Origin of the sequence: [Actinomadura] parvosata subsp. kistnae (assembly GCF_900323885.1) — a bacterium.
GTDB classification, from domain to species: Bacteria; Actinomycetota; Actinomycetes; order Streptosporangiales; family Streptosporangiaceae; genus Nonomuraea; species Nonomuraea composti.
Genome location: NZ_OOHJ01000021.1, coordinates 1 through 21,885, shown reverse-complemented (window position 1 = coordinate 21,885; position 21,885 = coordinate 1). Strand labels below are relative to the sequence as shown.

General features: G+C 73.6%; 25 protein-coding genes and 1 pseudogene. 15 read left to right on the top strand and 11 right to left on the bottom strand.

Annotated features, from left to right (window positions below):
* Positions 1–13: 13 nt before the first annotated feature.
* Positions 14–1,537 (top strand): FAD-dependent monooxygenase, encoded by a 1,524-nt coding sequence (locus tag KIS93_RS42115; protein WP_080038270.1) that lies wholly within the window; start codon positions 14–16, stop codon positions 1,535–1,537.
* A gap of 25 nt (positions 1,538–1,562) precedes the next feature.
* Here KIS93_RS42115 and KIS93_RS42110 read toward each other — a convergent pair whose 3' ends face one another.
* The 4 genes and pseudogenes from KIS93_RS42110 to KIS93_RS42100 form a co-directional block, all read right to left on the bottom strand.
* A complete protein-coding gene (locus KIS93_RS42110; RefSeq protein ID WP_186404745.1) occupies positions 1,563–2,036 on the bottom strand; it encodes a hypothetical protein in 474 nt (157 codons plus the stop codon).
* Positions 2,033–2,575, bottom strand: a complete 543-nt coding sequence (locus tag KIS93_RS42105) for a hypothetical protein (protein WP_186404744.1) — start codon at positions 2,573–2,575, stop codon at positions 2,033–2,035. Before KIS93_RS42105 ends, KIS93_RS42110 begins: the two co-directional genes overlap by 4 nt.
* A gap of 220 nt (positions 2,576–2,795) precedes the next feature.
* Positions 2,796–3,176: pseudogene (locus KIS93_RS69235) on the bottom strand (AAA family ATPase); the annotation flags it as partial.
* 109 nt (positions 3,177–3,285) lie between these two features.
* Positions 3,286–4,722 carry a dihydroorotase gene (locus KIS93_RS42100; protein WP_080038268.1) on the bottom strand — a complete coding sequence of 479 codons (1,437 nt, stop codon included), beginning with the start codon at positions 4,720–4,722 and terminating at the stop codon, positions 3,286–3,288.
* Between the two features lie 178 nt (positions 4,723–4,900).
* Between KIS93_RS42100 and KIS93_RS42095 the strand changes: the two genes are divergently transcribed.
* The 9 genes from KIS93_RS42095 to KIS93_RS42060 all read left to right on the top strand — a co-directional run bounded on the left by KIS93_RS42095 (position 4,901) and on the right by KIS93_RS42060 (position 10,618).
* Positions 4,901–5,704: a cyclase family protein gene (locus KIS93_RS42095; RefSeq protein ID WP_222107836.1), complete on the top strand. Its 804-nt coding sequence runs from the start codon at positions 4,901–4,903 to the stop codon at positions 5,702–5,704.
* A 146-nt stretch (positions 5,705–5,850) separates the two neighbouring features.
* Positions 5,851–6,441 (top strand): DUF2306 domain-containing protein, encoded by a 591-nt coding sequence (locus KIS93_RS42090; RefSeq protein ID WP_230466118.1) that lies wholly within the window; start codon positions 5,851–5,853, stop codon positions 6,439–6,441.
* Between the two features lie 117 nt (positions 6,442–6,558).
* Positions 6,559–7,689 carry an acyltransferase family protein gene (locus KIS93_RS42085; protein WP_080038266.1) on the top strand — a complete coding sequence of 377 codons (1,131 nt, stop codon included), beginning with the start codon at positions 6,559–6,561 and terminating at the stop codon, positions 7,687–7,689.
* Positions 7,690–7,732: 43 nt separating this feature from the next.
* Positions 7,733–8,356, top strand: coding sequence for a TetR/AcrR family transcriptional regulator (locus tag KIS93_RS42080; protein WP_080038265.1), 624 nt, complete (start codon positions 7,733–7,735; stop codon positions 8,354–8,356).
* 81 nt (positions 8,357–8,437) lie between these two features.
* On the top strand, positions 8,438–9,604 hold the full coding sequence (locus tag KIS93_RS42075; RefSeq protein WP_080038264.1) for an acyl-CoA dehydrogenase family protein: 1,167 nt from the start codon (positions 8,438–8,440) through the stop codon (positions 9,602–9,604).
* A 57-nt stretch (positions 9,605–9,661) separates the two neighbouring features.
* On the top strand, positions 9,662–9,952 hold the full coding sequence (locus KIS93_RS42070; RefSeq protein ID WP_155126942.1) for a TetR/AcrR family transcriptional regulator: 291 nt from the start codon (positions 9,662–9,664) through the stop codon (positions 9,950–9,952).
* On the top strand, positions 9,928–10,287 hold the full coding sequence (locus tag KIS93_RS42065) for a hypothetical protein (protein ID WP_080038262.1): 360 nt from the start codon (positions 9,928–9,930) through the stop codon (positions 10,285–10,287). The genes KIS93_RS42070 and KIS93_RS42065 overlap by 25 nt, the downstream gene beginning before the upstream one ends.
* Positions 10,284–10,412, top strand: a complete 129-nt coding sequence (locus KIS93_RS67820) for a hypothetical protein (protein WP_268966949.1) — start codon at positions 10,284–10,286, stop codon at positions 10,410–10,412. The genes KIS93_RS42065 and KIS93_RS67820 overlap by 4 nt, the downstream gene beginning before the upstream one ends.
* 8 nt (positions 10,413–10,420) lie before the next feature.
* Positions 10,421–10,618, top strand: coding sequence for a hypothetical protein (locus KIS93_RS42060; protein WP_080038261.1), 198 nt, complete (start codon positions 10,421–10,423; stop codon positions 10,616–10,618).
* Between the two features lie 47 nt (positions 10,619–10,665).
* Here KIS93_RS42060 and KIS93_RS42055 read toward each other — a convergent pair whose 3' ends face one another.
* The 5 genes from KIS93_RS42055 to KIS93_RS42035 form a co-directional block, all read right to left on the bottom strand.
* Positions 10,666–11,844: a helix-turn-helix transcriptional regulator gene (locus KIS93_RS42055; protein WP_080038260.1), complete on the bottom strand. Its 1,179-nt coding sequence runs from the start codon at positions 11,842–11,844 to the stop codon at positions 10,666–10,668.
* A 19-nt stretch (positions 11,845–11,863) separates the two neighbouring features.
* The gene (locus KIS93_RS42050; protein ID WP_080038259.1) at positions 11,864–13,018 is read right to left on the bottom strand and encodes a CU044_5270 family protein; all 1,155 of its coding nucleotides are present in this window, start codon (positions 13,016–13,018) and stop codon (positions 11,864–11,866) included.
* The gene (locus KIS93_RS42045; RefSeq protein ID WP_080046670.1) at positions 13,015–13,554 is read right to left on the bottom strand and encodes an RNA polymerase sigma factor; all 540 of its coding nucleotides are present in this window, start codon (positions 13,552–13,554) and stop codon (positions 13,015–13,017) included. Before KIS93_RS42045 ends, KIS93_RS42050 begins: the two co-directional genes overlap by 4 nt.
* Positions 13,555–13,635: 81 nt before the next feature.
* On the bottom strand, positions 13,636–15,096 hold the full coding sequence (locus tag KIS93_RS42040) for an amidase (RefSeq protein ID WP_080038258.1): 1,461 nt from the start codon (positions 15,094–15,096) through the stop codon (positions 13,636–13,638).
* A 204-nt stretch (positions 15,097–15,300) separates the two neighbouring features.
* Entirely contained in the window at positions 15,301–16,368 is a 1,068-nt protein-coding gene (locus tag KIS93_RS42035) for a hypothetical protein (protein WP_186404743.1), read from the bottom strand.
* 163 nt (positions 16,369–16,531) lie between these two features.
* Between KIS93_RS42035 and KIS93_RS42030 the strand changes: the two genes are divergently transcribed.
* From KIS93_RS42030 to KIS93_RS42020, 3 genes are read left to right on the top strand one after another with little or no spacing between them, the layout of a single operon-like run.
* Entirely contained in the window at positions 16,532–16,861 is a 330-nt protein-coding gene (locus tag KIS93_RS42030; RefSeq protein ID WP_080038256.1) for a YciI family protein, read from the top strand.
* Between the two features lie 24 nt (positions 16,862–16,885).
* Positions 16,886–17,662 (top strand): LLM class flavin-dependent oxidoreductase, encoded by a 777-nt coding sequence (locus KIS93_RS67815; protein WP_080038255.1) that lies wholly within the window; start codon positions 16,886–16,888, stop codon positions 17,660–17,662.
* A 51-nt stretch (positions 17,663–17,713) separates the two neighbouring features.
* Positions 17,714–19,153 (top strand): type I glutamate--ammonia ligase, encoded by a 1,440-nt coding sequence (locus KIS93_RS42020; RefSeq protein WP_222107835.1) that lies wholly within the window; start codon positions 17,714–17,716, stop codon positions 19,151–19,153.
* Here the strand turns inward: KIS93_RS42020 and KIS93_RS42015 are convergent.
* Positions 19,147–19,926: an SAM-dependent methyltransferase gene (locus tag KIS93_RS42015; RefSeq protein ID WP_080046669.1), complete on the bottom strand. Its 780-nt coding sequence runs from the start codon at positions 19,924–19,926 to the stop codon at positions 19,147–19,149. The genes KIS93_RS42020 and KIS93_RS42015 overlap by 7 nt on opposite strands.
* A 17-nt stretch (positions 19,927–19,943) precedes the next feature.
* The gene (locus KIS93_RS42010; RefSeq protein ID WP_186404742.1) at positions 19,944–20,822 is read right to left on the bottom strand and encodes a LysR family transcriptional regulator; all 879 of its coding nucleotides are present in this window, start codon (positions 20,820–20,822) and stop codon (positions 19,944–19,946) included.
* A gap of 98 nt (positions 20,823–20,920) precedes the next feature.
* Between KIS93_RS42010 and KIS93_RS42005 the strand changes: the two genes are divergently transcribed.
* Together KIS93_RS42005 and KIS93_RS42000 are read left to right on the top strand one after the other, a co-directional pair.
* Positions 20,921–21,658, top strand: coding sequence for an arginase family protein (locus KIS93_RS42005; RefSeq protein ID WP_080038252.1), 738 nt, complete (start codon positions 20,921–20,923; stop codon positions 21,656–21,658).
* A gap of 90 nt (positions 21,659–21,748) precedes the next feature.
* Positions 21,749–21,885, top strand: a 137-nt coding sequence (locus KIS93_RS42000; RefSeq protein ID WP_186404741.1) for an FAD-dependent oxidoreductase, incomplete at its 3' end; no start/stop codon positions are given.

Below are 21,885 nucleotides of genomic sequence, written 5' to 3'. Positions count from 1 at the left end.
AAGGAGTCGTCATATGGACGCTGATGTGATCATCGTGGGCGCCGGACCCGTCGGCCTGCTCCTCGCCGCGGAGCTCCGCCTGGGCGGCGTTCACCCCCTCGTGGTGGAACGCCTGGACGAACCCGCCGAACAGACCAAGGCTCGCGGCATCGGCCCGCTGGCCACCGAAGCACTCTGGCGCCGCGGCCTCGGCCCCCAGCTCGACCGGGCACGACCCGGCGGCACGCGGGACCTCGCCCGCGACCACGGCACCACCCTCGGCCACTTCGCGAACCTCCACAAGCTCGTCCCGGACGAACGGCGGCGCGGCACCCAGATCTGGCAGCCGGAGCTGGAACGCATCCTCACCGCGCACGCCGAGGAGCTGGGGGTCCGCATCCTGCGCGGGCACCGGGTCGTCGCGCTCGAACCCGACCCAGGCTCCGCGCACGCGGGCGACGGCGACGGCGGCGGTGACGGGGTCACGATCGTCGTGGCCACCTCGCGGGGCGAACGCCGGCTGCGCGCACGGTTCGTGGTGGGCTGCGACGGCGGCCACAGCACGGTGCGCGAGCTCGCCGCCTTCCCCTTCCCCGGGACGCCGGCGTTGCTTCGGACGATCGCGGGCCGGGTGCGGTTCGCCGGCCCCGTCCCCGCCCCGGGCCGGTACGACACGGGCACGTTCCTGCGCGGCGGCGACATGGCGGGCGTCACCGAGCCGGCGACGGCGGGGCATGGGCTGGGCCGGCGCGCGACGGCCGAGCACGGGCCCGACGGGCCGGTGACCGCTCGCGAGCTGGCCGCGGCGATCCGCCGCGTGACCGGTGCCGACGTCCGGATCGAGGAGATCCACGACGACCGCCGCTTCGGCGACCAGGCCCGCCAGGCCGCCACCTACCGGCTCGGCCCGGTGTTCCTGGCCGGGGACGCCGCACACGTGCACTCGCCCAGCGGCGGGCAGGGCCTCAACCTCGGGCTGATGGACGCGATGAACCTCGGCTGGAAGCTGGCCGCCGTCGTGCGGGGCGACGCCCCGCCGTCCCTGCTCGACACCTACACCCGCGAGCGGCACCCCGCGGGCGAGGCGGTGCTGCGCAACACGCGGGCCCAGTCCGCGCTGCTGGCTCCCGGCCCGCACGTCGATGCACTCCGGGACATCATGGACGAGGTGCTGGACCTCCCGGCGGCCAACCGGTACTTCACCGAGCTGCTGTCCGGCGTGAACCTCCGCTACGACCTCCCCTACCCCGCCCCGGCCCCGGCCGGCCGGCACTGCCCTGACCTGGAGCTTGTGACCGTCAATGACGACGACGGCCGGGATGGTGGTGAGGGTGCGGTGTCACGGCTGCACGAGCACCTGCGCACCGGCCGCGGCCTGCTCCTGCTCACGCCGCCGACGCGGCACCTCGCTCGGCACGCGGCGGGCAGGGTCGAGGTCGTCACGGTGACGAACACCGAGCCGCTGCTGCTGCGTCCCGACGCCGTCATCGCCTGGCAGGCGGGCGACGAGGCGTCCCTCGCCGTCGCGCTGGACACCTGGTTCGGCTCACCATGCTGATGCCGCACCACCACCAGGGGGCGCGTCAGGCGTCCGGCCGAGCGGGCGACGCGTCCAAGCGGGCGCGCGCAGCCTCCACTCCCGCCCGCGAAGGGAAGGCGGAGGTGCGGTGCGTCTGTGCCTGTCCGCCACGATCGTGCAGGTGTGCGGCCAGTGCCAGGGCCCGGCGCCGGGCGGGCAGGGCGGCGGCATGGTCGCCCGCCGCGTCGTGCGCGTGCGCGAGGCGGCCGTAGGCCAGGCACTGGACGTCGGCGGCGCCGAGCCGTTCGGCGGCGAACACGGCGCTCTCCCAGACGCGGACCCGGTCGTGGACGTGCCCTCTGCGCCGGAGCATCTCGTCCATGGACCAGGCGATGCGCCAGGCGTCCTCGTTCCAGTCCTGGTCGGCGGTCCAGCGCAGGAGGGTCAGCAGGCAGTCGCGTTCGGTGTCGAACCAGTCCAGCGCGTCCTGCTCGGTGGCGGGCAGGGCGGGGTGGACGCCGGGCGCCGGCCGGCTCATGGTGATCGGGCGGGCCTGCGGGCCAGGGTGATGGCGCCGTGGTGGGCGGTGTACATGTAGTGGTCGACGAGCCGTCGGAGGGCGGCGGTCGTGGAGGCGGGATCGGCGTGCCGGAGCGTGTGCAGGCGTACCAGGTCGTGCATGCGGTAGCGTCCCGGCCGGTGCTGGATCACCAGGTGGGCGGCCTCCAGCAGGCGCAGCAGCGTGCCAGTGCGCGCGGCGGGCAGCGCGGCCAGCGACGCCACGGCGGCGAGGCCGACGTCCGGCACGGGAGCGGGGGCCAGCGCCAGCAGCAGCCGCCTGGCGTCCTCACCGAGCACCAGCCAGGACGCCTCGAAGGCGGCCCGCAAGGCGGCGTCCTGACCGGCGAGCGGCTCGCCCGGAGGGTCGGCGGGTGGTTCGGTGGGGGGCGTTTCCTGAGGCAGGTGGGGGTGGGTGGCGATGCGGGCGGCCGCCAGGCCGAGTGCCAGGGGCAGGCCGGCGCAGCGGCGCACGAGGTCGCGTACGGCGTGCGGCCGGGTGGTGCCGATGGCGCGCACGAGCAGCCGCGACGCCTCCTGCTCGGTCAGCCCGCCCAGCGGGACCCGCGCGGCGGCCGGGACGTCCAGCTCGCGGCGGCTGGTGATCAGGACCGCGCTGGCGGGGTGCCGGGCAGGAGCGCCGCACGTGGCGGGCCGAGGGGGCGTCGTCGATCAGGACGAGCAGGCGGCGGCCGGCCATCATGTCGCGGTAGAGCGCGGCCTGGGCCTCGGGTGCCGACGGGACGGTACGGGGGTCGGCGCCGAGGGCGAGCAGGAGGTCGCGCACCGCCTCCTCGGCCGTCACGGGCGGGGTGACGGGGTCGTGCCCACGCAGGTCGAGGTGGAGCAGCCCGTCCGGGAAGGATCCGGCGTTGCGGTGGGCCCAGTGCAGGGCCAGCCACGTCTTGCCGACGCCACCCGGCCCCCAGATCAAGGCCGACGGCGATACTGTCCCCGCCCCCTGCCGGGCGCCGGACAGGGCGTCGTTCAGGACGCCGAGCTCTGCCGCCCGCCCCACGAACAGCTCCCCGGGAAGGGACGGCGGCTGGTCCAGAGGTCCACCCGGTTTGGTCGCGACCGGGTGCGGTGCGGGCGTCCCGGACCAGGTGTGCGTCCCCATTGAGATCTTTCGCCCCCGATCGTCCTGCTACCGCTGAAAGATCGACTTTAGCCCCCCACCCGCCACCGAAGTGGACGAACGGGGCAATCGGGGTGAAGCAGGTGCTTCGTCAGCGATGCAGGTAGGAGCCCGACGGCTCGCCGGACGTCTTGCCGTCGCGGAACGCCACCCGCCCGCCGACCACGGTGGCGACGGGCCAGCCGGTCACGCGCAGGCCCTCGAACGGGCAGTGGTCCTGTCCCGACAGCAGCAGGTCCGCGGTGACGGTCCTGGTCAGCTCCGGGTCCAGGACGGTGAGGTCGGCGTCGCAGCCGATGGCCAGCGCGCCCTTGCGGCCCCACAGGCCGAACGCGCGGGCCGGGTTCGCGGAGGCGACCTCGGCGATCCTGGTCAGCGGCAGGCCGCGCCGCAGGTGCCCCTCGGAGAACAGCACGGGGTACAGCAGCGCCGTCCCGCCGAAGCCGGGCCGCGCCGGCCACAGGTCGTCCCCCTTGTGCTCCTCCAGGCAGCAGGCGTGGTCGGAGGCCACCCAGTCGATGCGCCCGTCGGCCACGCCCGCCCATAACGCCTCGTTGTGCTCGCGGGTGCGGATCGGCGGGTTCACCTTTCCACCCAGCCCTCCGCCGGGCCGAGCGCGCGCGTCGAGGTCGTCGTGGTCGAGGCACAGGTGGTGCAGGGTGGTCTCGCGCCTGGCGGAGGTGCGGGCCGCGGCCTGCAACGCCTCCGCGCTGGACAGGTGCAGCAGGTTGATCTCGACGCCGGTGTGCTCGGCCAGCACGGCCGCCTCGGCGATGGCGAGCCGCTCGGTCAGGGGCGGCCGGGCCTGGCTGTAGGCGCGCAGGTTCTGGGGGCCGCCGCCGGCGCGGACCCGGTCGATGAACACGCGCATCAGCTCCGACTGCTCGCAGTGCAGGCTCAGCGACAGCCGGCGGCCGGGGTGGGCGGCCTGCGTCGCGGCCAGCTTCTCCATGATCAGGTAGAGATGCCCGAGGTCGTACTCGTCGCCCATGGTGAACGCCCGCGCGTCGCGGCTGTTAGCCGCCAGGTCGAAGCCCTTGTAGAACATGTAGTACTTGAACGAGGTGACGCCGTGCCCGGCCACCAGGGCGGGGATCTCCTCGATCTGCGCGGCGGTCATCGGGGCCAGGTGGAAGCCGTAGTCGGTCCACGAGCGGCCGGCGACCGCGTCCAGCACCTCGGGGAAGATCGTCTCGTACGGGCCGGTCCTGCCGAGGTAGTGCTGGCCGGTGCGGAAGTAGGACAGGACGGTCGTGGCGCCGCCGACCAGGGAGGAGCGGGTCTCCTCGTACGCGTCGAGCGCGAGGTCGCGGTAGATCCCCAGGTGGAAGTGGGCGTCCACCGCGCCCGGTAAGACGACCTTCCCGGCGGCGTCGATCATCTCGCCGCCATCGCCGAGGCCGGCCACGTCCAGGTCCTCCCCCATCGCGACGATCCGGCCACCGGCCACGGCCACGTCGGCGCGCACCTCGCCGTGGTACGGCAGGACCAGGGTCCCGCCCTTGACCAGCAGGTCGTATCGCATCATGGCGCCCCTTCCGGGCCGGCGGGGTACGGGTGGTCTCCAGCAGCGCGGCCGTACACGGCTCCGACAGGGGGCGCGGCGACGGAGGTGGTGCGCCCCTTCTCGCCGGTCGGCTCCTGCCGTACAGTCTGGATCAGCTTTTCCCGCAGCGGAACACCCCCGTTCGTAAGGACTTCTCCTCGTGCGAGCCCCGTGGGAGGCGCTGGCCGGGGCCGAGGTGTTCGACCTGGCCCAGCCGATGCGCACCGGTATGCCGCAGTCGCCCAATCACGCGCCGTTCCGGATGGTGCTGGAGCGGCGGCACGGCGACGTGGTGCGCGCCGACGGCGGGTCGGCGGCGAGCGAGGTCATCGTCACCGGCGGCCACGTCGGCACGCACGTGGACGCGCTGGCGCACGTCTCGCAGGACGGGCGGCTGCACGGCGGGCGGCAGGCGGCGGCGGTGCAGGGCCGGGACGGGTTCGCGGAGCTGGGCGTCGAGGCGTTCGAGCCGTACGTGGGCCGCGCCGTGCTGCTCGACGTGGCCGCCGTGCACGGCACCGCCGTCCTGCCGCCCGGCTACGAGATCACCCCGGGTGACCTGGAGGAGGCGGCGCGGGGCCTCGACCCGGAGCCCGGTGAGGCGCTGCTGATCGGCACCGGCTGGTCGCGGCACTGGGACGATCCCGCCCTGTTCACCGGCCAGGCGCACGGAGCGCCCGGTCCCGGTGAGGCGGCCGGGCGGTGGCTGGCCGAGCGGCGGCCCCGCCTGGTGGGCGCCGAGACCATCGCCTTCGAGCACATCCCGCCCGGTCACGGTCACGCCACCCTGCCGGTGCACCGGATCCTGCTCGTCGAGGCGGGCGTCAACCTGGTGGAGACGATGCGCCTGTGGCCGCTGTCGGCGGCGGGGCACCGCGAGGTGCTGCTCGTGGTCAACCCGCTGCCGCTGGTCGGCGCGACCGGCGCCCCCGTCAGACCACTCGCGATCGCCCGCCCCGCCTGACCGTCCTACACCCGTGGTCGTAGCGCGGATGCCGACCCTGGGCTGACGCCTCGCGGCCGTCCTGCCCGCATGCTGATCAGTCATCGGGATCGGCACGACGCGGAAGGACGGCGATGGGGCACCGGAGGACGCGCACGGTATGGGTGATGCTCGCCACCGCACTGGTCTTCGGCGCCGTGCTCGTCACCCCGTACACGAGCCTCGATCCCGGCGCGAGCCGGCTGGCCGTGCCGGGCGGCCCCTATTTCGCGCTGCTCGCCACGCACGTCTTCACCGCGCTGGTGGCGCTGGTGCTCGGCCCGCTGCAGTTCGTGCCCGCCGTGCGGGCGCGCCGCCGGGTCCACCGCGTGATCGGGCGCTGCTACCTGCTGGCCGGGGTGCTGCCGTCGGCGCTGGCGGCGGTGCCGGTGGCGCTGCTGTCGGGCCGCCTGGTGACGCAGGTCGGCCTGACCGTGCCGGCCGTCCTGTGGCTGGTCACGGGCTGGCTGGCCTACCGGGCCGCCGCCCGCCGCGACTTCGTGCGGCACCGGGAGTGGATGATGCGCAACTACGCGCTGACGTTCCTGGCCGTCACCTCCCGGATCGTGGTGCCGCTGCTGCTGGTGTCGCAGCTGCCCTTCGGCGTGCCCGCCGGCTCGCTCGGGACGCTGGCCCCGTCCATGATCCCGGTCGGGCAGGTGCTCGGCTGGGTGATCAACCTGATCGTGGCGGAGATCCTGATCAGGCGGGGGCGATAGCCGGAACGCGGGAGTGTGCCTGGCTCCACCCCCGCTGTGCACCCAGCCGCATACCGCCGCCCCCGCGCGCTCCCTAGCGTCGGCAGCACACCCCGACGACTCGACTGGAGCACGTCCATGACGACCGGCCCCCACCCCGCACCGCCCACGCTCACGGGCGGCGGCGGCGCGGCACCGCCCCGCCTGTGGTTCATCGACAACCTGCGGATCCTGCTGACCTCGCTCGTGGTCCTGCACCACGTGGCCGTCGGCTACAGCGGCCTGCCGCTGTGGTACTACAACGAGCCGCCCACCAGCACGGCGGCCGGGTACGCCCTGTCGGCGTTCCTGATGCTGAACCAGTCCTGGTTCATGGGCGCGTTCTTCCTGCTGTCGGGCTACTTCACGCCCGGCTCCTACGACCGCAAGGGCTTCGGCCCGTTCCTGCGGGAGCGGCTGGTCCGCCTGGGGATCCCGCTGGCGGTCTTCTCCTTCGTGCTCAACCCGCTCCTGCTGGTCCCCGCCTTCCCGGGCGGCTCCCCGCTAGAGTTCTACCTGGCCACCATCGGGTCGGGGCCGCTGTGGTTCGTGCTGGCGCTGCTCGTCCTGGACGTGTGCTACGCCACCGTCCGGCGCCTCACCGAGCGGCGCCCGCCCTCCACCCGGCCGCTCACTCCTGGCGCGGTGGCCGCGTTCGTGGTGGGGCTGGCCCTGGTCACGTACGCGCTGCGCGTGGTGCTCCCCGTGGGCACGGGGGTGCCGATCATCGACTTCCCCACCATCTCCTACCTCCCCCAGTACGTCTCGTTCTTCGTCCTGGGCACCGTCGCCTACCGGCGCGGCTGGCTGCGGAGCATGAGCGGCCGGACGGGCTGGGCGGGTCTCGCCCTGGCGGCCGGGTCGACCGTGGTGTTCCTGCCGCTGGCGCTGTCCGGCGGCCTGGAGGCGTGGCTGGGCGGCGGCACCCTCAGCTCCCTGTGGTACGCGCTGTGGGACTCCTCGTTCGCCGTCGGCGTCGTGCTCGCGCTGCTGACGTTCCTGCACCGCCGCATGGACCGGCAGGGCCCGCTGCGCCGCTACCTGTCGGCGCACGCGTTCACCGTGTACGTGATCCACGCGTTCGTGGTGACGGCCCTCGGGTACGCGCTGAGCGGCCTGGCGTGGCCGACGCCGGCGAAGGCCGCGCTGGTGGCCGTGGTGGCGCTGCCGGCCTGCTTCGCGCTGGCGGGCCCGGTCCGGCGGCTGCCGGGCGTGCGCCGCGTCCTGTGACGCTACGCCCGTAGGGAAACGGCCGTTGCGTACAATACCGATCATGCACGCGACCTCCTCTTCCCCGCCCGCGCGGGGCCGCAACCGGCGCGGCCAGGGGGAGCGGCTGCGCGGCGACATCATCGAGGCCACCTTGCGGATGCTGGACGAGCTGCGCGACGACGAGGCGCTGTCGCTGCGCGCCGTCGCCCGCGAGGTCGGCATCGCGGCCACCTCCGTCTACCTCCATTTCGCCGACCGTGACGCCCTCGTCTACGCCGCCCTGGAGCAGTGCACCCGCGACCTGCTGCGCGACCTGGAGGCGGCCGAGGCGGCCGGCGGCGACGCGGTGGCCGGGCTGCGGGCCCGGCTGCTGTTCCTGGGCTCGTGGGTGCGCGAGCACGCCGGCCTGTACAAGGTGCTGCACGAGAGCGGCCTCAACCGGCGCATGCACCTGGCGTTCAAGCAGGAGCTGGCCGAGCGGACGACCGCCGCCGTGCGGCGCTGCATGGACGAGGGGCGCGCGCCGGCCGGTGACGCCGCCGCGGTGGCGCTCGACCTGCGCGCGGCCGTGCACGGCGCGGTGTCCTTGCGGGTGAACGAGCCGGCGCTGCCGTTGCCGCCGCTGGAGGAGCAGATCGACCGGTTCCTGGTCAAGCTCGTCGGCGTCCGCCTGCCGGCCGCCTGAACGCACCCCGCGCCGGCCGCCTATGGCGCCGGCCCGGCCGCCGGAGTACAGTCACCGGCGATCAGGGAAGGGGGCCCCGCCATGACCGAGACCCGCCCGCTCCACCGCGCCGGCCCGGCCCTGGCGCAGCGGGCCCGCGACCTGCGTCCGCTCATCGAGGGCGAGGCCGGGCAGGCCGAGGCGCAGGGCAGGCTCACCGCCCACGTCGTGGATGCCCTGCACGAGGCGGGCATCTGCGGCATGTGGGTGCCGGCGCCGCTCGGCGGCGGCGAGCTGTCGCCGAAGGAACTGCTCGCCGTGATCGAGACGCTCTCCTACGCCGACGCCTCCACCGGCTGGGTCGCGATGATCACCACGCTGGAGAACGGCGCGGCCGGCGCCTACCTCGGCGACGAGGCCGTCGAACGCATCTTCAAGGGCCCCCGGATGCCGCTGTTCGCCGGGCAGGGCACGCGCCCCGGCAGCGCGGTCCGCGAGCGCGGCGGCTACCGCCTGACCGGCCGCTGGAGCTTCGGCTCGGGCATGCTGCACGCCCAGTACACCCACAGCCTGGCCATCGTGGAGGACACCGGCGAGCCCCGCATGTTCGTCACCCCGGTCGAGGACATCACGATGCTCGGCAACTGGGACGTCCTCGGCCTGCGTGCCACCGGCAGCATCGACTACGCGATCGACGGCGCCTTCGTGCCCGAGTCCTACACGCATCCGTTCGCCCAGTTCGAGCCGATGCGCGGCGGCGCGCTCTACCGGCTCGGACTGCTCGACCAGGCGCTGCTATGCCACAGCGGGTGGGCGCTCGGCGTGGGCCGCCGCCTGCTGGACAAGCTGATCGGCCACGTGGGCGCGCGGGCGGGCCGGCCCGGTCAGCTCGCCGGCAGCGACGCCTTCCACACCGGTTTCGCCCGCGCCGAGGCGGCCTTCCGCGCCGCCGCCGCGCTGGTGCACCAGACCTGGGACGACGCCGAACGCGTCCTGGACTCCGGCGGCCACCTCGACGTGCGCCAGGACACCCTGGTACGGCTCGCGCTCAACCACATCACCTCGACCGTCGCCGAGACCGCCCGCTTCGTCCAGGCCAGCGGCGGCACGACGGCGCTGCGCGAGGGGCCGATCCAGCGGCTGTTCCGGGACGTGCACGCGGGCATGGCGCACATCACGTCGGGCCCGGCGGTGCTGGCCGAGTGCGGGCGCGAGCTGGCGGGCCTGGCGCCGGGCCACGCCTGGGTGGCCCTCGGCCTGGAGCCCTGACACCTCTCTGATTGAACGATCGCATCGTTGTCAATACAAACGTCTAGAATTTTGAACGTGCGACCAATCTCCGAAGAGGACCTCACCACCCGCGCCCGCATCCGCGACGCGGCCATGACCCTGTTCGCCGAGCAGGGCGTCAAAGCCACCACCATCCGCGGCATCGCCGAGGCGGCCAAGGTCTCCCCCGGCCTGGTCCAGCACCACTTCGGCACCAAGGAAGCGCTGCGGCTGGCCTGCGACGAGTACGTCCTGACCTACATCCGGGCCCAGGTCGGCGCCGGCGTCACCGACGGCTGGAGAACCCCGAGTTCGTCGGCACCGTGCACCGCACCGCGCCGCCCCTGATGAAGTACCTCGGCCGCGCCCTCGTGGAGGGCTCCCCCGCCGCCGCCGGCATGTTCGACGACCTCGTCGCCATCACCGAGCAGCACCTGGCGGGCGACGACCCCCGCGAAGAGAGCGACCACCGGGCCCGCGCCACCGTCCTGACCGCGATGAAGCTCGGCCTGACCGTGCTGCACGAGCACGTCTCCCGCGCCCTCGGCACCGACCTGTACGGCCCCGACGGCGCCGTACGCGTCGGCAAGGCCCAGCTCGACCTGATCAGGCCCGAGTTCCTCGGCCGGGAGCTGTTCGAGCAGGCCCGCACCGGCCTGGAGAAGTTCGAGCGGCAACGATGACCGCCGCCGTCCACGCCGCCGGCCCGGCCAAGACGTCCGGCCGCACCCGCGCCCCGGACGGCCTCGACCTGACCATCGCACCCGGCGAGGAGGCCGCTGGCCGGGCCGAGCTGCGGCGGCGCTGAGCTGGACGGTGCTCGGCCTGTTCCCGGCCGTGGACCTGCTCGCGGAGGTCCGGCCGGCGGACGGGATCGTGCCGGAGCTGTCCCCGTTCGTGCACGTCCCCGCACTGCCGCTGAACGGGACGGCCGCCGCGCCCGCGCTGGCCCTCGCCCTGGCGGCGGCGGGGCCGGCGTTCCTACGCCGCCGCGACCTCGCCCTCTCGGCCTGAGCCCGCCCGGAATAGGGCGGGCGGGGCGGCTGTTCACCCCGTCAGGTTTAAGTTTGAACTTCTGACGGAGGGAATTTCTGATGGCCATCGCATTCATGCTCGCCATGAGCCTCATCGTGGGAGGCTTCCTCACCGGCACGATGGTCGCCCTCGTGCTGCACGGCATCCGCGACCGCCAGTGGCCGGTCCTGTGGCGGCGGCGCGTCACCTACCGCGGCTTCGTCCCCCGCTGACCCGCGGGCGCGGGCGGCCAGCCGGCCGGCGAAGGCGAGGACGAGGTCACGCAGCTCGCCCGGCCGCTCGATGACGAACGGCCGATCCAGCGCCGCCAGCACTCCGGGCAGCCAGTCCAGCCGCTCGGCCCGCAACTCCACCCGCAGCCACCCCTCACCCGCCGCCTCGCCACCCGCCGCCTCCCCACCCGCCGCCTCGCCACCCCCGGGAATCTCCGCCACGGTGGCGATGCCGGCGGGCAGCCGGGCCCGGACCTGCTCGACCGTCCCCTGAACGCGCAGGCTCACCTCATACCGGTAGGCCGCCGCCGCGAACCCCTCCACCACCCGCCGCGCCGGATCCACCCCCGCCGGCGCCTCGAACGAGCCCGACAGCGCCCGCGCGTCCTCGACCCGGTCGAGCCGGAACGTCCGGCTCTCCCCGACGCCCGGATCCTCACCCGTGACATACCAGCGGCCCGCATGGCTGACGATCCCGTACGGGTGCAACGTCCGCTCGCTGCGCCGCCCGCTCCGATCGGTGTACCGGATCGCGACCGGCCGGCGGTGACGCACCGCGTCCGCGACCGCGAGCAGCACCCCGCCATCAGGAACGTCCGGCCCGCCCGGCCGCTCGGTGAAGGCGACGGAGTCCAGCAACGCCTCCAGCCGGGAGGCCAGCCGCCCCGGAAGCACCCGCCGGATCTTCGCCGCCGCCGTCTCGCTCGCGGTGTCCGCCACCGGCCGCCGCGCCATCAGCCCGAGCAGCACGGCCAGCGCCTCGTCGTCGTCGAGCATCAGCGGGGGCAACCGGTAACCGCGCGCCAGGCGATAGCCGCCATAACGCCCCCGCACCGACTCCACCGGGATGCCGAGGTCGATCAGCTGCCCGACGTACCGCCGCACCGTCCGCCCCTCGACCCCGAGCCGGTCGGCCAGCTCCGCCATCGTCCGGATGCCACCCGACTGCAGCAGCTCCAGCAGGGTGAGCACACGGCCGGTCGGCGCAGACATGCCGACCAGCCTATGTCCCCTACTGGACGGAACCTGTCCGCTTGCAGCCCTTCGGCGGTGAAGCCGGCTTCCCGGTCCAGCCCGACTCCGGGCCGCGGGCCTGGTAGCCCATCACCTGGCCCTTGGTCGCCCCCAGCGCGGTGCGGGCCGCGTACGAGACGTGCGCGAGCGTCGCCCCCGTCGTCGGGTCGAGGATCAGCCGATAGGAGACCGGCAGCTCCTTGCGCGGCTTGCCGGAGTACACCAGAGAGCCGCCCTCCCCGCCGAGATCCACCGAGATGCCCCTCCTGCCCAGCGGATCGGTCACCGTGCCCACGACCCTGGTGGTCGGCAGGGCGGCCAGGACGCGAATCAGCGCGGCGCGCTGCGCCGGGCTGAGCGGCATGCCCAGGAGGTTGGCGGTGGTCGGCAGGAACGTCTCGAAAGGTTGCGTGAAGCCGCGCGCGTTCCAGATCGCGTGGTACGCGCGCAGCCGCTCGATCAGCTTGTCCGGATCGGTGGGGATCGCCGCCAGATCTGCCATGGTGAACGTGCTGACCGTCGCGTCGGGGTAGGTTCCCGTGGGATCGACGCCCATGGTGTACCTGCAGTCCTGCGGCTCGTCGGCGACCGGGACCGACGGGCACGGCCCCTTGTTCTCGCAGTGGCCCTTCACCCGGTCGGGAGCTCCCGCCGCCCGCCAGGCGCGTTCGTCCGCGGCCGTGGCGGGGCGGGCGGCCTCGCGCCGCCACGCCAGCCGCAGCACCGGATCGGCGGGGTCGCGCGGCACCCACGTCTCGCTGCGGCCGGACACCGTGAGCGTATAACCGCCGCCGGCCAGGGGGGTGCCGTCGATCCGCACCTCCCGCCAGTACGCGCCGCCCGTCGCGGGCAACCGGTCGATCCTGTCGGCCAGGTCGAACAGCTCCTGGTTGGCCCTCGGCGGGTCGAGCACGGCAGGGGGCGACGCCAGGCGCGTCACCAGGACGAAGACCAGGGCCACGATCGCCGCCGTGGCCAGCGGCGCCCACAAGGCCCACCGGCGCGGCCGGGCCCGTCGCAGGCGTGATGATTCGCGTGGCGGCTCCGCTTGCGCCATCGCCAGCAGGTCGTCGGCGGACAGGCGCGATCCGCGATCCAGTGCGGCCGGGCGGGCCATGGCGAGCAGGTCCATCGCGTCGGGCTTGCGGCTCATCGGAGTTCCCCTCCTGGAACGGTCACGGGCTTGGGGGAGGCGCTGGTCCTGGTGACGTCGATCGCCGACTGCAGCCTGCGCCGCGCCCGATGCAGGCGTACGAAGAAGGCCGCCTTGCTGCAGCCGACGACCTCGGCCGCCTCCGCGGCGGACAGGCCGTGCCAGGTGGTCAGGGTCAGGACCTCCTTGTCGGCGTCGGACAGGCCGGCCAGGGCGCGCAGGACGGCGACGCGCTCGACGGCGTGCTCACCCGCGTCCGCGATGGCCTGTTCGGTCCACGTCCGCAACTCGGCTTCCAGGGACTCGCGCCGGGCGGCCTGCCGGTAGTTGTCGCGCAGGATGTTGCGGGCGACGCGCAGCAGCCAGGGCAGCTGGGCGTCGGCGGGAATGTCGTCCAGGCGCCGCCAGGCCACCAGGAAGGTCTCGCTGACCACTTCCTCCGCGAGCTGGTGTCCGGCGCGGCTCGCCGCATAGCCGTACACCCTCGCCTGGTAGGTGGTGTAGAGCGCGGTGAAGCGCTCATGGGGGTTCGGCAAGCTGATGTCCTTCGATCGGGGCATGCGTTCGCAGAGCATGTGGTCCGCGGGACGACTTTCTTACACCCCGATCTCGCACACTCAGCAACCCTGGTGCGGTGCCCGGAAGCCGCCGATGCGCTGCTCCAGCAGCTCGGCCAGCCGCAGCGGCGTGCGGTCCTCGAACATCGGGCCGATGAGCTGCACCCCCACCGGCAGCCCCTCCGGGGAACGGCCCGCCGGAATGGCGGTGGCGGGCAGGCCGGGCATGGTGGCCAGACCGGCCCACACGAGCTGGTCGAAGTACGCGAACGTGACGCCGTCGACGTCGATGCGCCGCTCCATCGGGTTGGGGTGGTGGTCGTGCGGGAACGCGGGCGTCGGCGTGATCGGGCACACCACGGCGTCGAACTCGGCGAACAGCCGCCGCCAGCCGTGGCGGTGCACCTCGCGCCGCTGGTTGGCCTCCATCCAGTCGCGGTGGCTGAACAGCATGGCGCGCAGCCGCACGGCGTCGAGACTCCGGTCGTCCGCGTCCAGCCCGGCGACGCGGGCCCGCAGTTGCTCGTGCGCATCGACGGGGAAACGCGCGACGGCGCCCGAGATCAGCAGCTGCATGTAGAGGGTCGCCGCCTCGGCCAGATCGGGCAGCAGCGCGCTGTGCCGTTCGACGCGGGCGCCGGCCTCGGCGAGCGCGCCGGCCACCCGGTTCACGCCCGCCCGCACGGCCGCGCCGGTCGCGATGAGCGGATGCTCGTCCAGGACCAGCACCCGGAAGTCGCCGAGCCGCTCGTGGCGCGCGGGCGGCAGCCGCACCTCGTACGCCTTGCCGAGCGTCAGCGGATCCGGCCCGGCCATGACGTCCAGCAGGAGCGTGAGGTCACGGGCGGTGCGCGCCATCGGGCCGACCACGGCCAGGTCGGGCTCGACCGGCAACGGCGGCGCCGGCGGCGCGGCCATGCCGCGCGTCGCCGCCAGCCCGAGCGTCGGCTTGTGCGCGTAGACGCCGCAGAAATGCGCGGGGGTACGCAGCGAACCGGCGAGGTCGGAGCCGATGGACAACGCGCCGAACCCGCACGCCAGCGCCGCCGCCGACCCGCCGGACGACCCGCCCGACGTGCGATCGGGATCCCACGGGTTGCCGGTGGTGCCGTAGATGTCGTTGAAGGTCTGGATGTCCTGCAACCCCAGGGGCACGTTGGTCTTGCCGAGCACCACCGCGCCCGCGGCCTTGAGCCGCGCCACCTGCACCGCGTCCTCGGCCGGCACGTGGTCGCGGTACGCCGGCATGCCCCAGGTCGTGGGCAGCCCGGCGACGTCGTACGACTCCTTGACCGTCACCGGGATGCCGAGCAGCGGCCGGTCCTCGCCCCTGGCCCGAGCCCGGTCGGCGTCACGGGCGGCGGCCCGCGCCCGGTCGAAGTCCGGCACGCAGATCGCGTTGACCGCCTTGTCGTCCCGCTCGATCCGGGCGATCGCCGCGTCGGTCAGCTCCACCGAGCTCACGTCACCGGCACGCATTGCGGCAGCGAGCTCTTCTGCCGATTGAAAAGTGTCTTCCATGAAGGCGACTGTAAGGGTTTCCGGCGGAATCCCGTCTCGCGCGAATCACCGGCTTCGCCGCACCGAAATAGCGAATAAAACCAGGTCAGAAGGCTGACCCGTAGGCGAGGGCAGGAAATTCCGTCGCGCGCAATGAGACAGATGTCTCCCTTTCTCTCGATCGCGAGCCATAATGCGCGCGAATTGTCCAGCAGAAAAGGCAACTCATTCTGGATTTGTGGCGGGCCGCCACACCAGGGCGCGCCGCGACCCGTCGGGAGCCTCCGCCCAGCCGGTGATCTCGCCCCGCGCGTTGACGGCGTTGGCCATCGTGGCGGTGCCGGTCGCCGGGTCCGGCAGCAGGGCCGGCGCCGCGTCAGGCCCGGTCCAGACGGCGGCGTGGGCGGCGGTGCCGGTCGCCGCGCACGTGAGCGTGCCGGCGATCACGTCGTCGTCGTTGACCGCCTTGGGCGCCGCCACGCCCCCGCCGTCGGGCAGGCGCCGCATGCCGGCCCCGGCGCTCCAGATGAAGCCGCCCGCGAGCACGCCGTCCGCACCGAGCGCCGACTGGCCGACGATGTCGCCGTCGCCGTTGATCGCCTCGGCCTGGCTCCACTGGCCGCCGAGCGTGCCGAGCTCGGTGATGACGCCGTCGTCCCACAGGAAGGCCCGGTGGGTCCGCCCGCTCGCCGGGCCCGGCGGCTCCAGGAGGCCCTGGGTGCCGGCGATCTGCCCGGCCGGGTTGACGGCCGCCGCGTTGCTGCCGGAGACGGCGGCGAGGTCGGTCCTGACCCCGTTCTCGATGCGGAACGCCTGGTAGCGGGCCGTGCGGTTGGGTAGCACGTGCCGGTACTCGCCCACGATGACGCCGGCGCTGACGTCGCGGGCCCGGGTGGGGACGCTGCCGAAGACGCCGAGGTCGGTCATCGTCCCGGCCCGCCAGTGGAAGGCGTGGCCCTTCTCCTCCGCCGTGTAGCTGCTGCCGACGACGTTGCCGTGCTCGTCGAGAGCGCCGGCGTAGGCGTGCCCGCCGCCGAGACCGCCCAGATCGAGCACCTGCGCGCCGTCCCAGACGGTCGCCCGCTGCTCGCCGGACGCGCTCACGCTGGAGCCGGCGATCTGCCCCAGGTCGTTGATGTCGAGCGCGCTCCCGGTCACGCCCAGATCGGTGACCTCCCACTGGCCGGTGGCCGCCGGGCAGCCGTCCGCCGCGGCCGGGCCCGCGCCCACCGCCTGCCCGGCCAGGAGGAGGACGCTCGCCACAATGGTCAGGTTCGTACGCGTGGATCCCATGATCACCCCGCGGGTTCGGAGGGCCGGCGAAACGATCACCAACATAGGGGCGCGATCATCGGCCGCCAAGACACGAAGGGGAACGTCACCATCCGTCCGCACCCGACCGCACAAGTCTGACAAAGTAGCTGAGCCACCCGAGAGCACAGGAGATCATTCCCAGATGCGATACCTGGTTTCCGTCATCGACGACAAGGACAACCCCGGCAGCACCGACCGCCAGCCCGCCATCAGCGCCTTCAACGAGCAGCTCATCGCCGACGGCCACTGGGTCTTCGCCGGCGGCCTCGCCGACACCGGCACCGCCACCGTCGTCGACAACCGCGGCGAGCAACCCGTCCTCACCGACGGCCCCTTCATCGAGTCCAAGGAGTACCTCGCCGGCATCTGGGTGTGGGAGGCCCCCGACCTCGACACGGCGCTCAAGCTCGCCGCCGAAGCGTCCAAGGTCTGCGACCGGAAGATCGAAGTACGCCCGTTCCACCAACAATGATCACCAGCCGCATAACCTGAACCCATGGTGCGCTACGCGATCGGCCTGCCCAACGTCGGCGAATTCGCCGACCCCGCCCTCCTCACCGAGCTCGCCGTCACGGCCGAAGAACACGGCTGGGACGGCGTCTACCTGTGGGACCACCTCCTCTACCACGACCCCGCCTGGCCCGTCGCCAACCCCACCGTCACCCTGTCCGCCATCGCCGCCCGCACCCACCGCATCCGCCTCGGCATCCTCATGACCGCGCTCCCCCGCCGCCGCGTCCAGACCGTCGCCAAGGAGAGCGCCACCCTCGACCGGCTCTCCCAGGGACGCCTCACCTTCGGCGCCGGCCTCGGCTCCCTCGACGCCGAATACACCGACTTCGGCGAGGACCCCGATCTCAAGGCCCGCGCCGCCAAGCTCGACCACGGCCTCGACCAGCTCACCCGGCTCTGGCAACGCCTGCACCCCACCCCCGTCCAGCAGCCCCGCATCCCCATCTGGTGCCCCGGCCGCTGGCCCACCCGCGCCGGCTTCCGCCGCGCCGCCCGCTGGGACGGCGCCATGCCCACCTTCCACGAGTACGGACGCGACCGCCCCGTCCCCCCATCCGAGTTCGCCCGGGTCGTCGACTACCTCGCCGAGCAACGCGGCACCCTCGACGGCTACGACATCGCCCTCGAAGGGCGCGCCACCGACGGCCACCTGGACGCCTACACCGCCGCCGGCCTGACCTGGTGGATCGAAGCCATGGGCTGGTGGCGCGGCGGCGTCCCCGACGCCCGCGCCACCATCGCCGCCGGCCCGCCCCGCTGACCCATCCCCACAACCCCGGGCAAACCCCCTACCAGGCCGAACGCCCCCAGCGTGGCACCCCGCACCCCCGCTCCACCCCCGCTAAGGTGCCACGCGGGCCGACCACCGAAGGGGGACACCCATGCTCGACCACACCACCCAAGCCGACACCCTCGACCTCGACCTCGCCGCCAACGGCGTCGTCGGCGTCATCATCGCCTGGGCCGACAACAACGGCATCCCGCGCTCCCGCACCGTCCCCATCGACCAGTTCACCGCCGCCACCCGGCGCGGCGTCGGCATCACCCCCCTCTTCGCCGTCTTCGACTCCCACGACACCATCACCTTCGACCACCCCCCGCTGGCCACCCCCTCAGGCGACATCCGCCTGCTGCCCATCACCGACCGCATCGTCCAGCTCGCCGGACAACCCGCCTTCGCCTGGGCCCCGGCCGGCAGATCGCCCCCGACGGCACCCCCTGGCCCTACGACCAGCGCACCGCACTCGAACGCCAGCTCGCCCGGGCCGCCGACCTCGGCATCACCCTGCGCGCCGGCTACGAGATCGAATTCCACCTCAGCGCCGCCGACGACCCCCGCGACGACCCCCGCCCCGTCTACGACGGCCCCTCCTACGGCCCTGTCAAGATGCTCGCCGTCGACGCCTTCGCCGAACAGCTCCTGCGCGACCTCAACCGCAACGGCGTCCCCATCGGCCAGCTCCACGGCGAGTACGGCCCCGGCCAGTACGAGCTCAACATCGCCCCCACCGACCCCCTCACCGCCGCCGACCACCAGCTCCTCACCCGGCAGACCATCCACGCCGCCGCCCACCACCACGGCCTGCGCGCCAGCTTCGCGCCCCTCGTGACCCCCGGCCACGTCGGCAACGGCTGGCACCTGCACACCTCACCCAGCCACAACGGCACCAACCTCCTGTCCGGCGGCGACGGCCCCGCCGGCCTCACCCCCCAAGGCGCCGCCTACCTCGCCGGCCTCCTCCGCGACCTGCCCGCCATCACCGCCATCACCGCCCCCAGCCTCTCCTCACTCCAGCGCCTGCGCCCCGGCTACTGGTCCGGCGCCTACACCTGCTGGGGCATCGAGAACCGCGAAGCCGCACTCCGCCTCATCCCCTCGACCCCGCTCCTCGGCCCCGACCACGCCAACATCGAGCTCAAACCCTCCGACGCCGCCGCCAACCCCTACCTGGCGCTCACCGCCGTCATCGCCGCGGGACTGGCCGGCATCGAAGACCGCCTCGCACCGCCCGGCCCGATCCAGGAGGACCCCGCCACCTGGACCGACCAGCAACGCGCCGACCACGGCATCCACCGCCTGCCCACCACCGTCCAGCAGCAGCTACGCGCGCTCCACGACAACCCCCGCATCCGCGCCGCGCTCGGCGACGACCTCATCGACGCCTTCCGGGCCGTCCGCACCTCCGACGCCGACCGCGCCGCCGACCTGGACCCCGCCGCCATCATCCGCGCGTACCGCTGGCTCTACTGAGCCTTCAGCCCCACCCCGCACACCGCGCTCACCACACCCGACGGCGGCTGCGCCCGCCACGACGGTGTCGGCACCACGCCCGGCGGCACCAGCTCCAACCCCTCGAAGAACCCCGCCACCTGCTCAGGCGTGCGCAACGTGTACGGGAACGCGGCCCGCCGGTTGTAGGCATCCACCGCCTCCACCAGCGCCGGATTCACCGACACCCCGTCCGACAGCGCCAGCGCGCTACCCGCCGGCAAGGCCGCCACGAACCGCCGCACCAGCCCTGCCGCCACCCCGTGGTCCGGCACCTGACCCGCGATGCTCAACATGACCAACCCGATGGGCCGCGAGAAGTCCAGCGTCCGGGCCGCCCCCGCGAGCACCCCTTCCGGATCCCGCACGTCGGCCTGCAGATAGTCGGTCGCCCCCGCCGCCGACCCCGACAACAACGACCGCGCGTGCACCAGCACCAGCGGATCGTTGTCCACGTAGACCACCCGCGACTCCGGCGCCAGCCGCTGCGCCACCTCGTGCGTGTTGTCGGCCGTCGGCAGGCCCGACCCCAGATCGAGGAACTGCCTGATCCCTGCCTCCGTGACCAGGTGGCCGACCACCCGGCGCAGGAAGTCCCGCTGCAACCGCGCCACCTGCGCGAAATCCGGGAACGTGCGCAGCAGCTCGTCGCCGGCCTGGCGGTCCACGGGGAAGTTGTCGGTGCCGCCGAGCAGGTAGTTCCAGACCCGGGCCGAATGCGGTCTCGTCCGATCGATACGGGGCTCGCCGTCCATGCCAAGAGCGTAGGCGATCATCCGAGGAGCAGGTCCAGCAACGCGCTCACGGCCGGGGTCGCCGTGCGCAGGCACGCGTACGTGGTGCGGGTGATCTCGATCGTGGAGATCGAGCGCAGCACGACCCCCGCCGGCACCCCCACCACCGTGGCGACCAGCTCGGGCACCAGGGCCACCCCCAGACCCTCCCGCACCATCCGCAGCACGAGCGCGTAGTCGTCGGCCGTGTGCACCACGTTCGGCCGGAAGCCCGCCAGCGCGCAGGCCCGGTCGAGCATCTCGTGGTCGCTGGTGCCCTCCGAGCCGGCGATCCAGGGCTCCTCGCGCAGCACGCGCAGGTCCACCCCGCCGCCCGCGGCCTGGTGGCCGGCGGGCAGGGCCATCAGCATGGGCTCCACGCCCAGGAACCGGCGGGTCACCCCGGGCGGCGCCTCCTCCGGGATCAGGCTGTAGGTGAACGCCACCGCCAGGTCGCACCGGCCGGCCCGCAGCGCCTCGACGGCCTCGCGCGGCTCCAGCTCGTGCACGATCACCCGCAGGTCCGGATGGCGGCCCCTGGCGGTGGCGATCGCGGGCAGCAGGCGCGCGACGGCCGCCGTGGCGAAGCAGGCCACCCTGACCGGCCCGCGCGGGGTGGCGGCCGAGCGCAGATCCTCCTCGGCGGCGTCCAGCGCGTCGAGGACGACCCGCGCGTGCCCCACGAGCCGCCACCCCTCGGCGGTCAGCCGGACCCGCCGCCCCGCCCGCTCGAACAGCGGCACCCCGGCCTCCCGCTCCAGGACGGCGAGGTGCTGCGACACGGCGGACGAGGTCAGGCCCAGCACCTCGGCGACGGCCGTCATCGTGCCGTGCTCGGCGAACTCGCACAGCAGGCGCAACCTGACCGGATCCAGCATCAAGCACATCTTATAGATCCGTGCAGGAACGCTAAGTGGACGTTGCAGAAGACCTCGGGCGACACTGTCGATCCACCACGACCAGGAGGAGAACCACCATGCTCACCGTCGTCGAAGTGCCCCAGTGGCAGGGGTCGGCCTCGCCCACGGCGCCCCGGCTCGTCGAAGGCGCCGCCCGGCTGGCCGCCATGATCCCCGCGGACGCGCACGTCCGGGTCGAGACCGGCGCCACCCTCGCCGAGACCGCCGACCGCGTCCGCCAGGCACTCCCCCAGGACGGCTTCGTCGTCACGGTCGGCGGCGACTGCGGCGTCGAGCTGGAGCCGATCACGGCCGCGCTGCGCCGGCACGGCGACCGGCTGCACGTCGCCTGGTTCGACGCCCACGGCGACATGAACACCCCCGCCACCTCCCCGTCGGGCGCCTTCCACGGCATGATCCTGCGCACGCTGCAGGGCGAGGGCCCGGCCGACCTCGTCCGCTCCCCCGCGCTGCACCCGTCCCGGATCGCGCTGGCCGGCACGCGCTCGCTGGATCCCGCCGAGTCCGAGCACATCCGCCGCGCGGGCATCGGCGGCCTGGACGCCATCGGCCCGGACGCCGTCGTCTACGTGCACGTGGACCTCGACGTCCTGGACGGCATCACCTCGGTCGGCTACCCCGAGCCGGACGGCCTGTCGGCACAGGCGCTGACCGAGGCCGTCGCCGAGCTGGCCGCCCGGCACCCGATCGCGGGACTGGGCATCACCGAGTACGCGCCCGCCAACCCCCGCGACCAGGAGTTGCTGGAGCGGCTGGTCCCTTCGCTGGTCGGGTTGTGCACAGCGTCTCAGTAAGGTCAACAACTGTTGGCCAACACGTGTTGACACTCCTCGAACGGGGTGATTGAGTGGTGCCAACAGACGTTGACGTGAAGGGAAGGCGACATGGCCGAGGTGATCGTCGTAGGAGCGGGCCCCACCGGGCTGCTGCTCGCGGGGGACCTGGCGGAGTCGGGCGTGGCCGTCACGGTCCTGGAACGCAGGGACGGCAAGGTCTCCAATCTCTCCCGCGCGTTCGGCGT

Bases quoted from the DNA above. Each gene is read 5' to 3' on its own strand.
- KIS93_RS42115 (WP_080038270.1), top strand. From the start codon at position 14: ATGGACGCTGATGTGATCATCGTGGGCGCCGGACCCGTCGGCCTGCTC.
- KIS93_RS42110 (WP_186404745.1), bottom strand. From the start codon at position 2,036: ATGAGCCGGCCGGCGCCCGGCGTCCACCCCGCCCTGCCCGCCACCGAG.
- KIS93_RS42100 (WP_080038268.1), bottom strand. From the start codon at position 4,722: ATGATGCGATACGACCTGCTGGTCAAGGGCGGGACCCTGGTCCTGCCG.
- KIS93_RS42090 (WP_230466118.1), top strand. From the start codon at position 5,851: ATGCTCGCCACCGCACTGGTCTTCGGCGCCGTGCTCGTCACCCCGTAC.
- KIS93_RS42085 (WP_080038266.1), top strand. From the start codon at position 6,559: ATGACGACCGGCCCCCACCCCGCACCGCCCACGCTCACGGGCGGCGGC.
- KIS93_RS42080 (WP_080038265.1), top strand. From the start codon at position 7,733: ATGCACGCGACCTCCTCTTCCCCGCCCGCGCGGGGCCGCAACCGGCGC.
- KIS93_RS42075 (WP_080038264.1), top strand. From the start codon at position 8,438: ATGACCGAGACCCGCCCGCTCCACCGCGCCGGCCCGGCCCTGGCGCAG.
- KIS93_RS67820 (WP_268966949.1), top strand. From the start codon at position 10,284: ATGACCGCCGCCGTCCACGCCGCCGGCCCGGCCAAGACGTCCGGCCGC.
- KIS93_RS42055 (WP_080038260.1), bottom strand. From the start codon at position 11,844: ATGTCTGCGCCGACCGGCCGTGTGCTCACCCTGCTGGAGCTGCTGCAG.
- KIS93_RS42050 (WP_080038259.1), bottom strand. From the start codon at position 13,018: ATGAGCCGCAAGCCCGACGCGATGGACCTGCTCGCCATGGCCCGCCCG.
- KIS93_RS42040 (WP_080038258.1), bottom strand. From the start codon at position 15,096: ATGGAAGACACTTTTCAATCGGCAGAAGAGCTCGCTGCCGCAATGCGT.
- KIS93_RS42035 (WP_186404743.1), bottom strand. From the start codon at position 16,368: ATGGGATCCACGCGTACGAACCTGACCATTGTGGCGAGCGTCCTCCTC.
- KIS93_RS42030 (WP_080038256.1), top strand. From the start codon at position 16,532: ATGCGATACCTGGTTTCCGTCATCGACGACAAGGACAACCCCGGCAGC.
- KIS93_RS67815 (WP_080038255.1), top strand. From the start codon at position 16,886: ATGGTGCGCTACGCGATCGGCCTGCCCAACGTCGGCGAATTCGCCGAC.
- KIS93_RS42015 (WP_080046669.1), bottom strand. From the start codon at position 19,926: ATGGACGGCGAGCCCCGTATCGATCGGACGAGACCGCATTCGGCCCGG.
- KIS93_RS42010 (WP_186404742.1), bottom strand. From the start codon at position 20,822: ATGCTGGATCCGGTCAGGTTGCGCCTGCTGTGCGAGTTCGCCGAGCAC.
- KIS93_RS42005 (WP_080038252.1), top strand. From the start codon at position 20,921: ATGCTCACCGTCGTCGAAGTGCCCCAGTGGCAGGGGTCGGCCTCGCCC.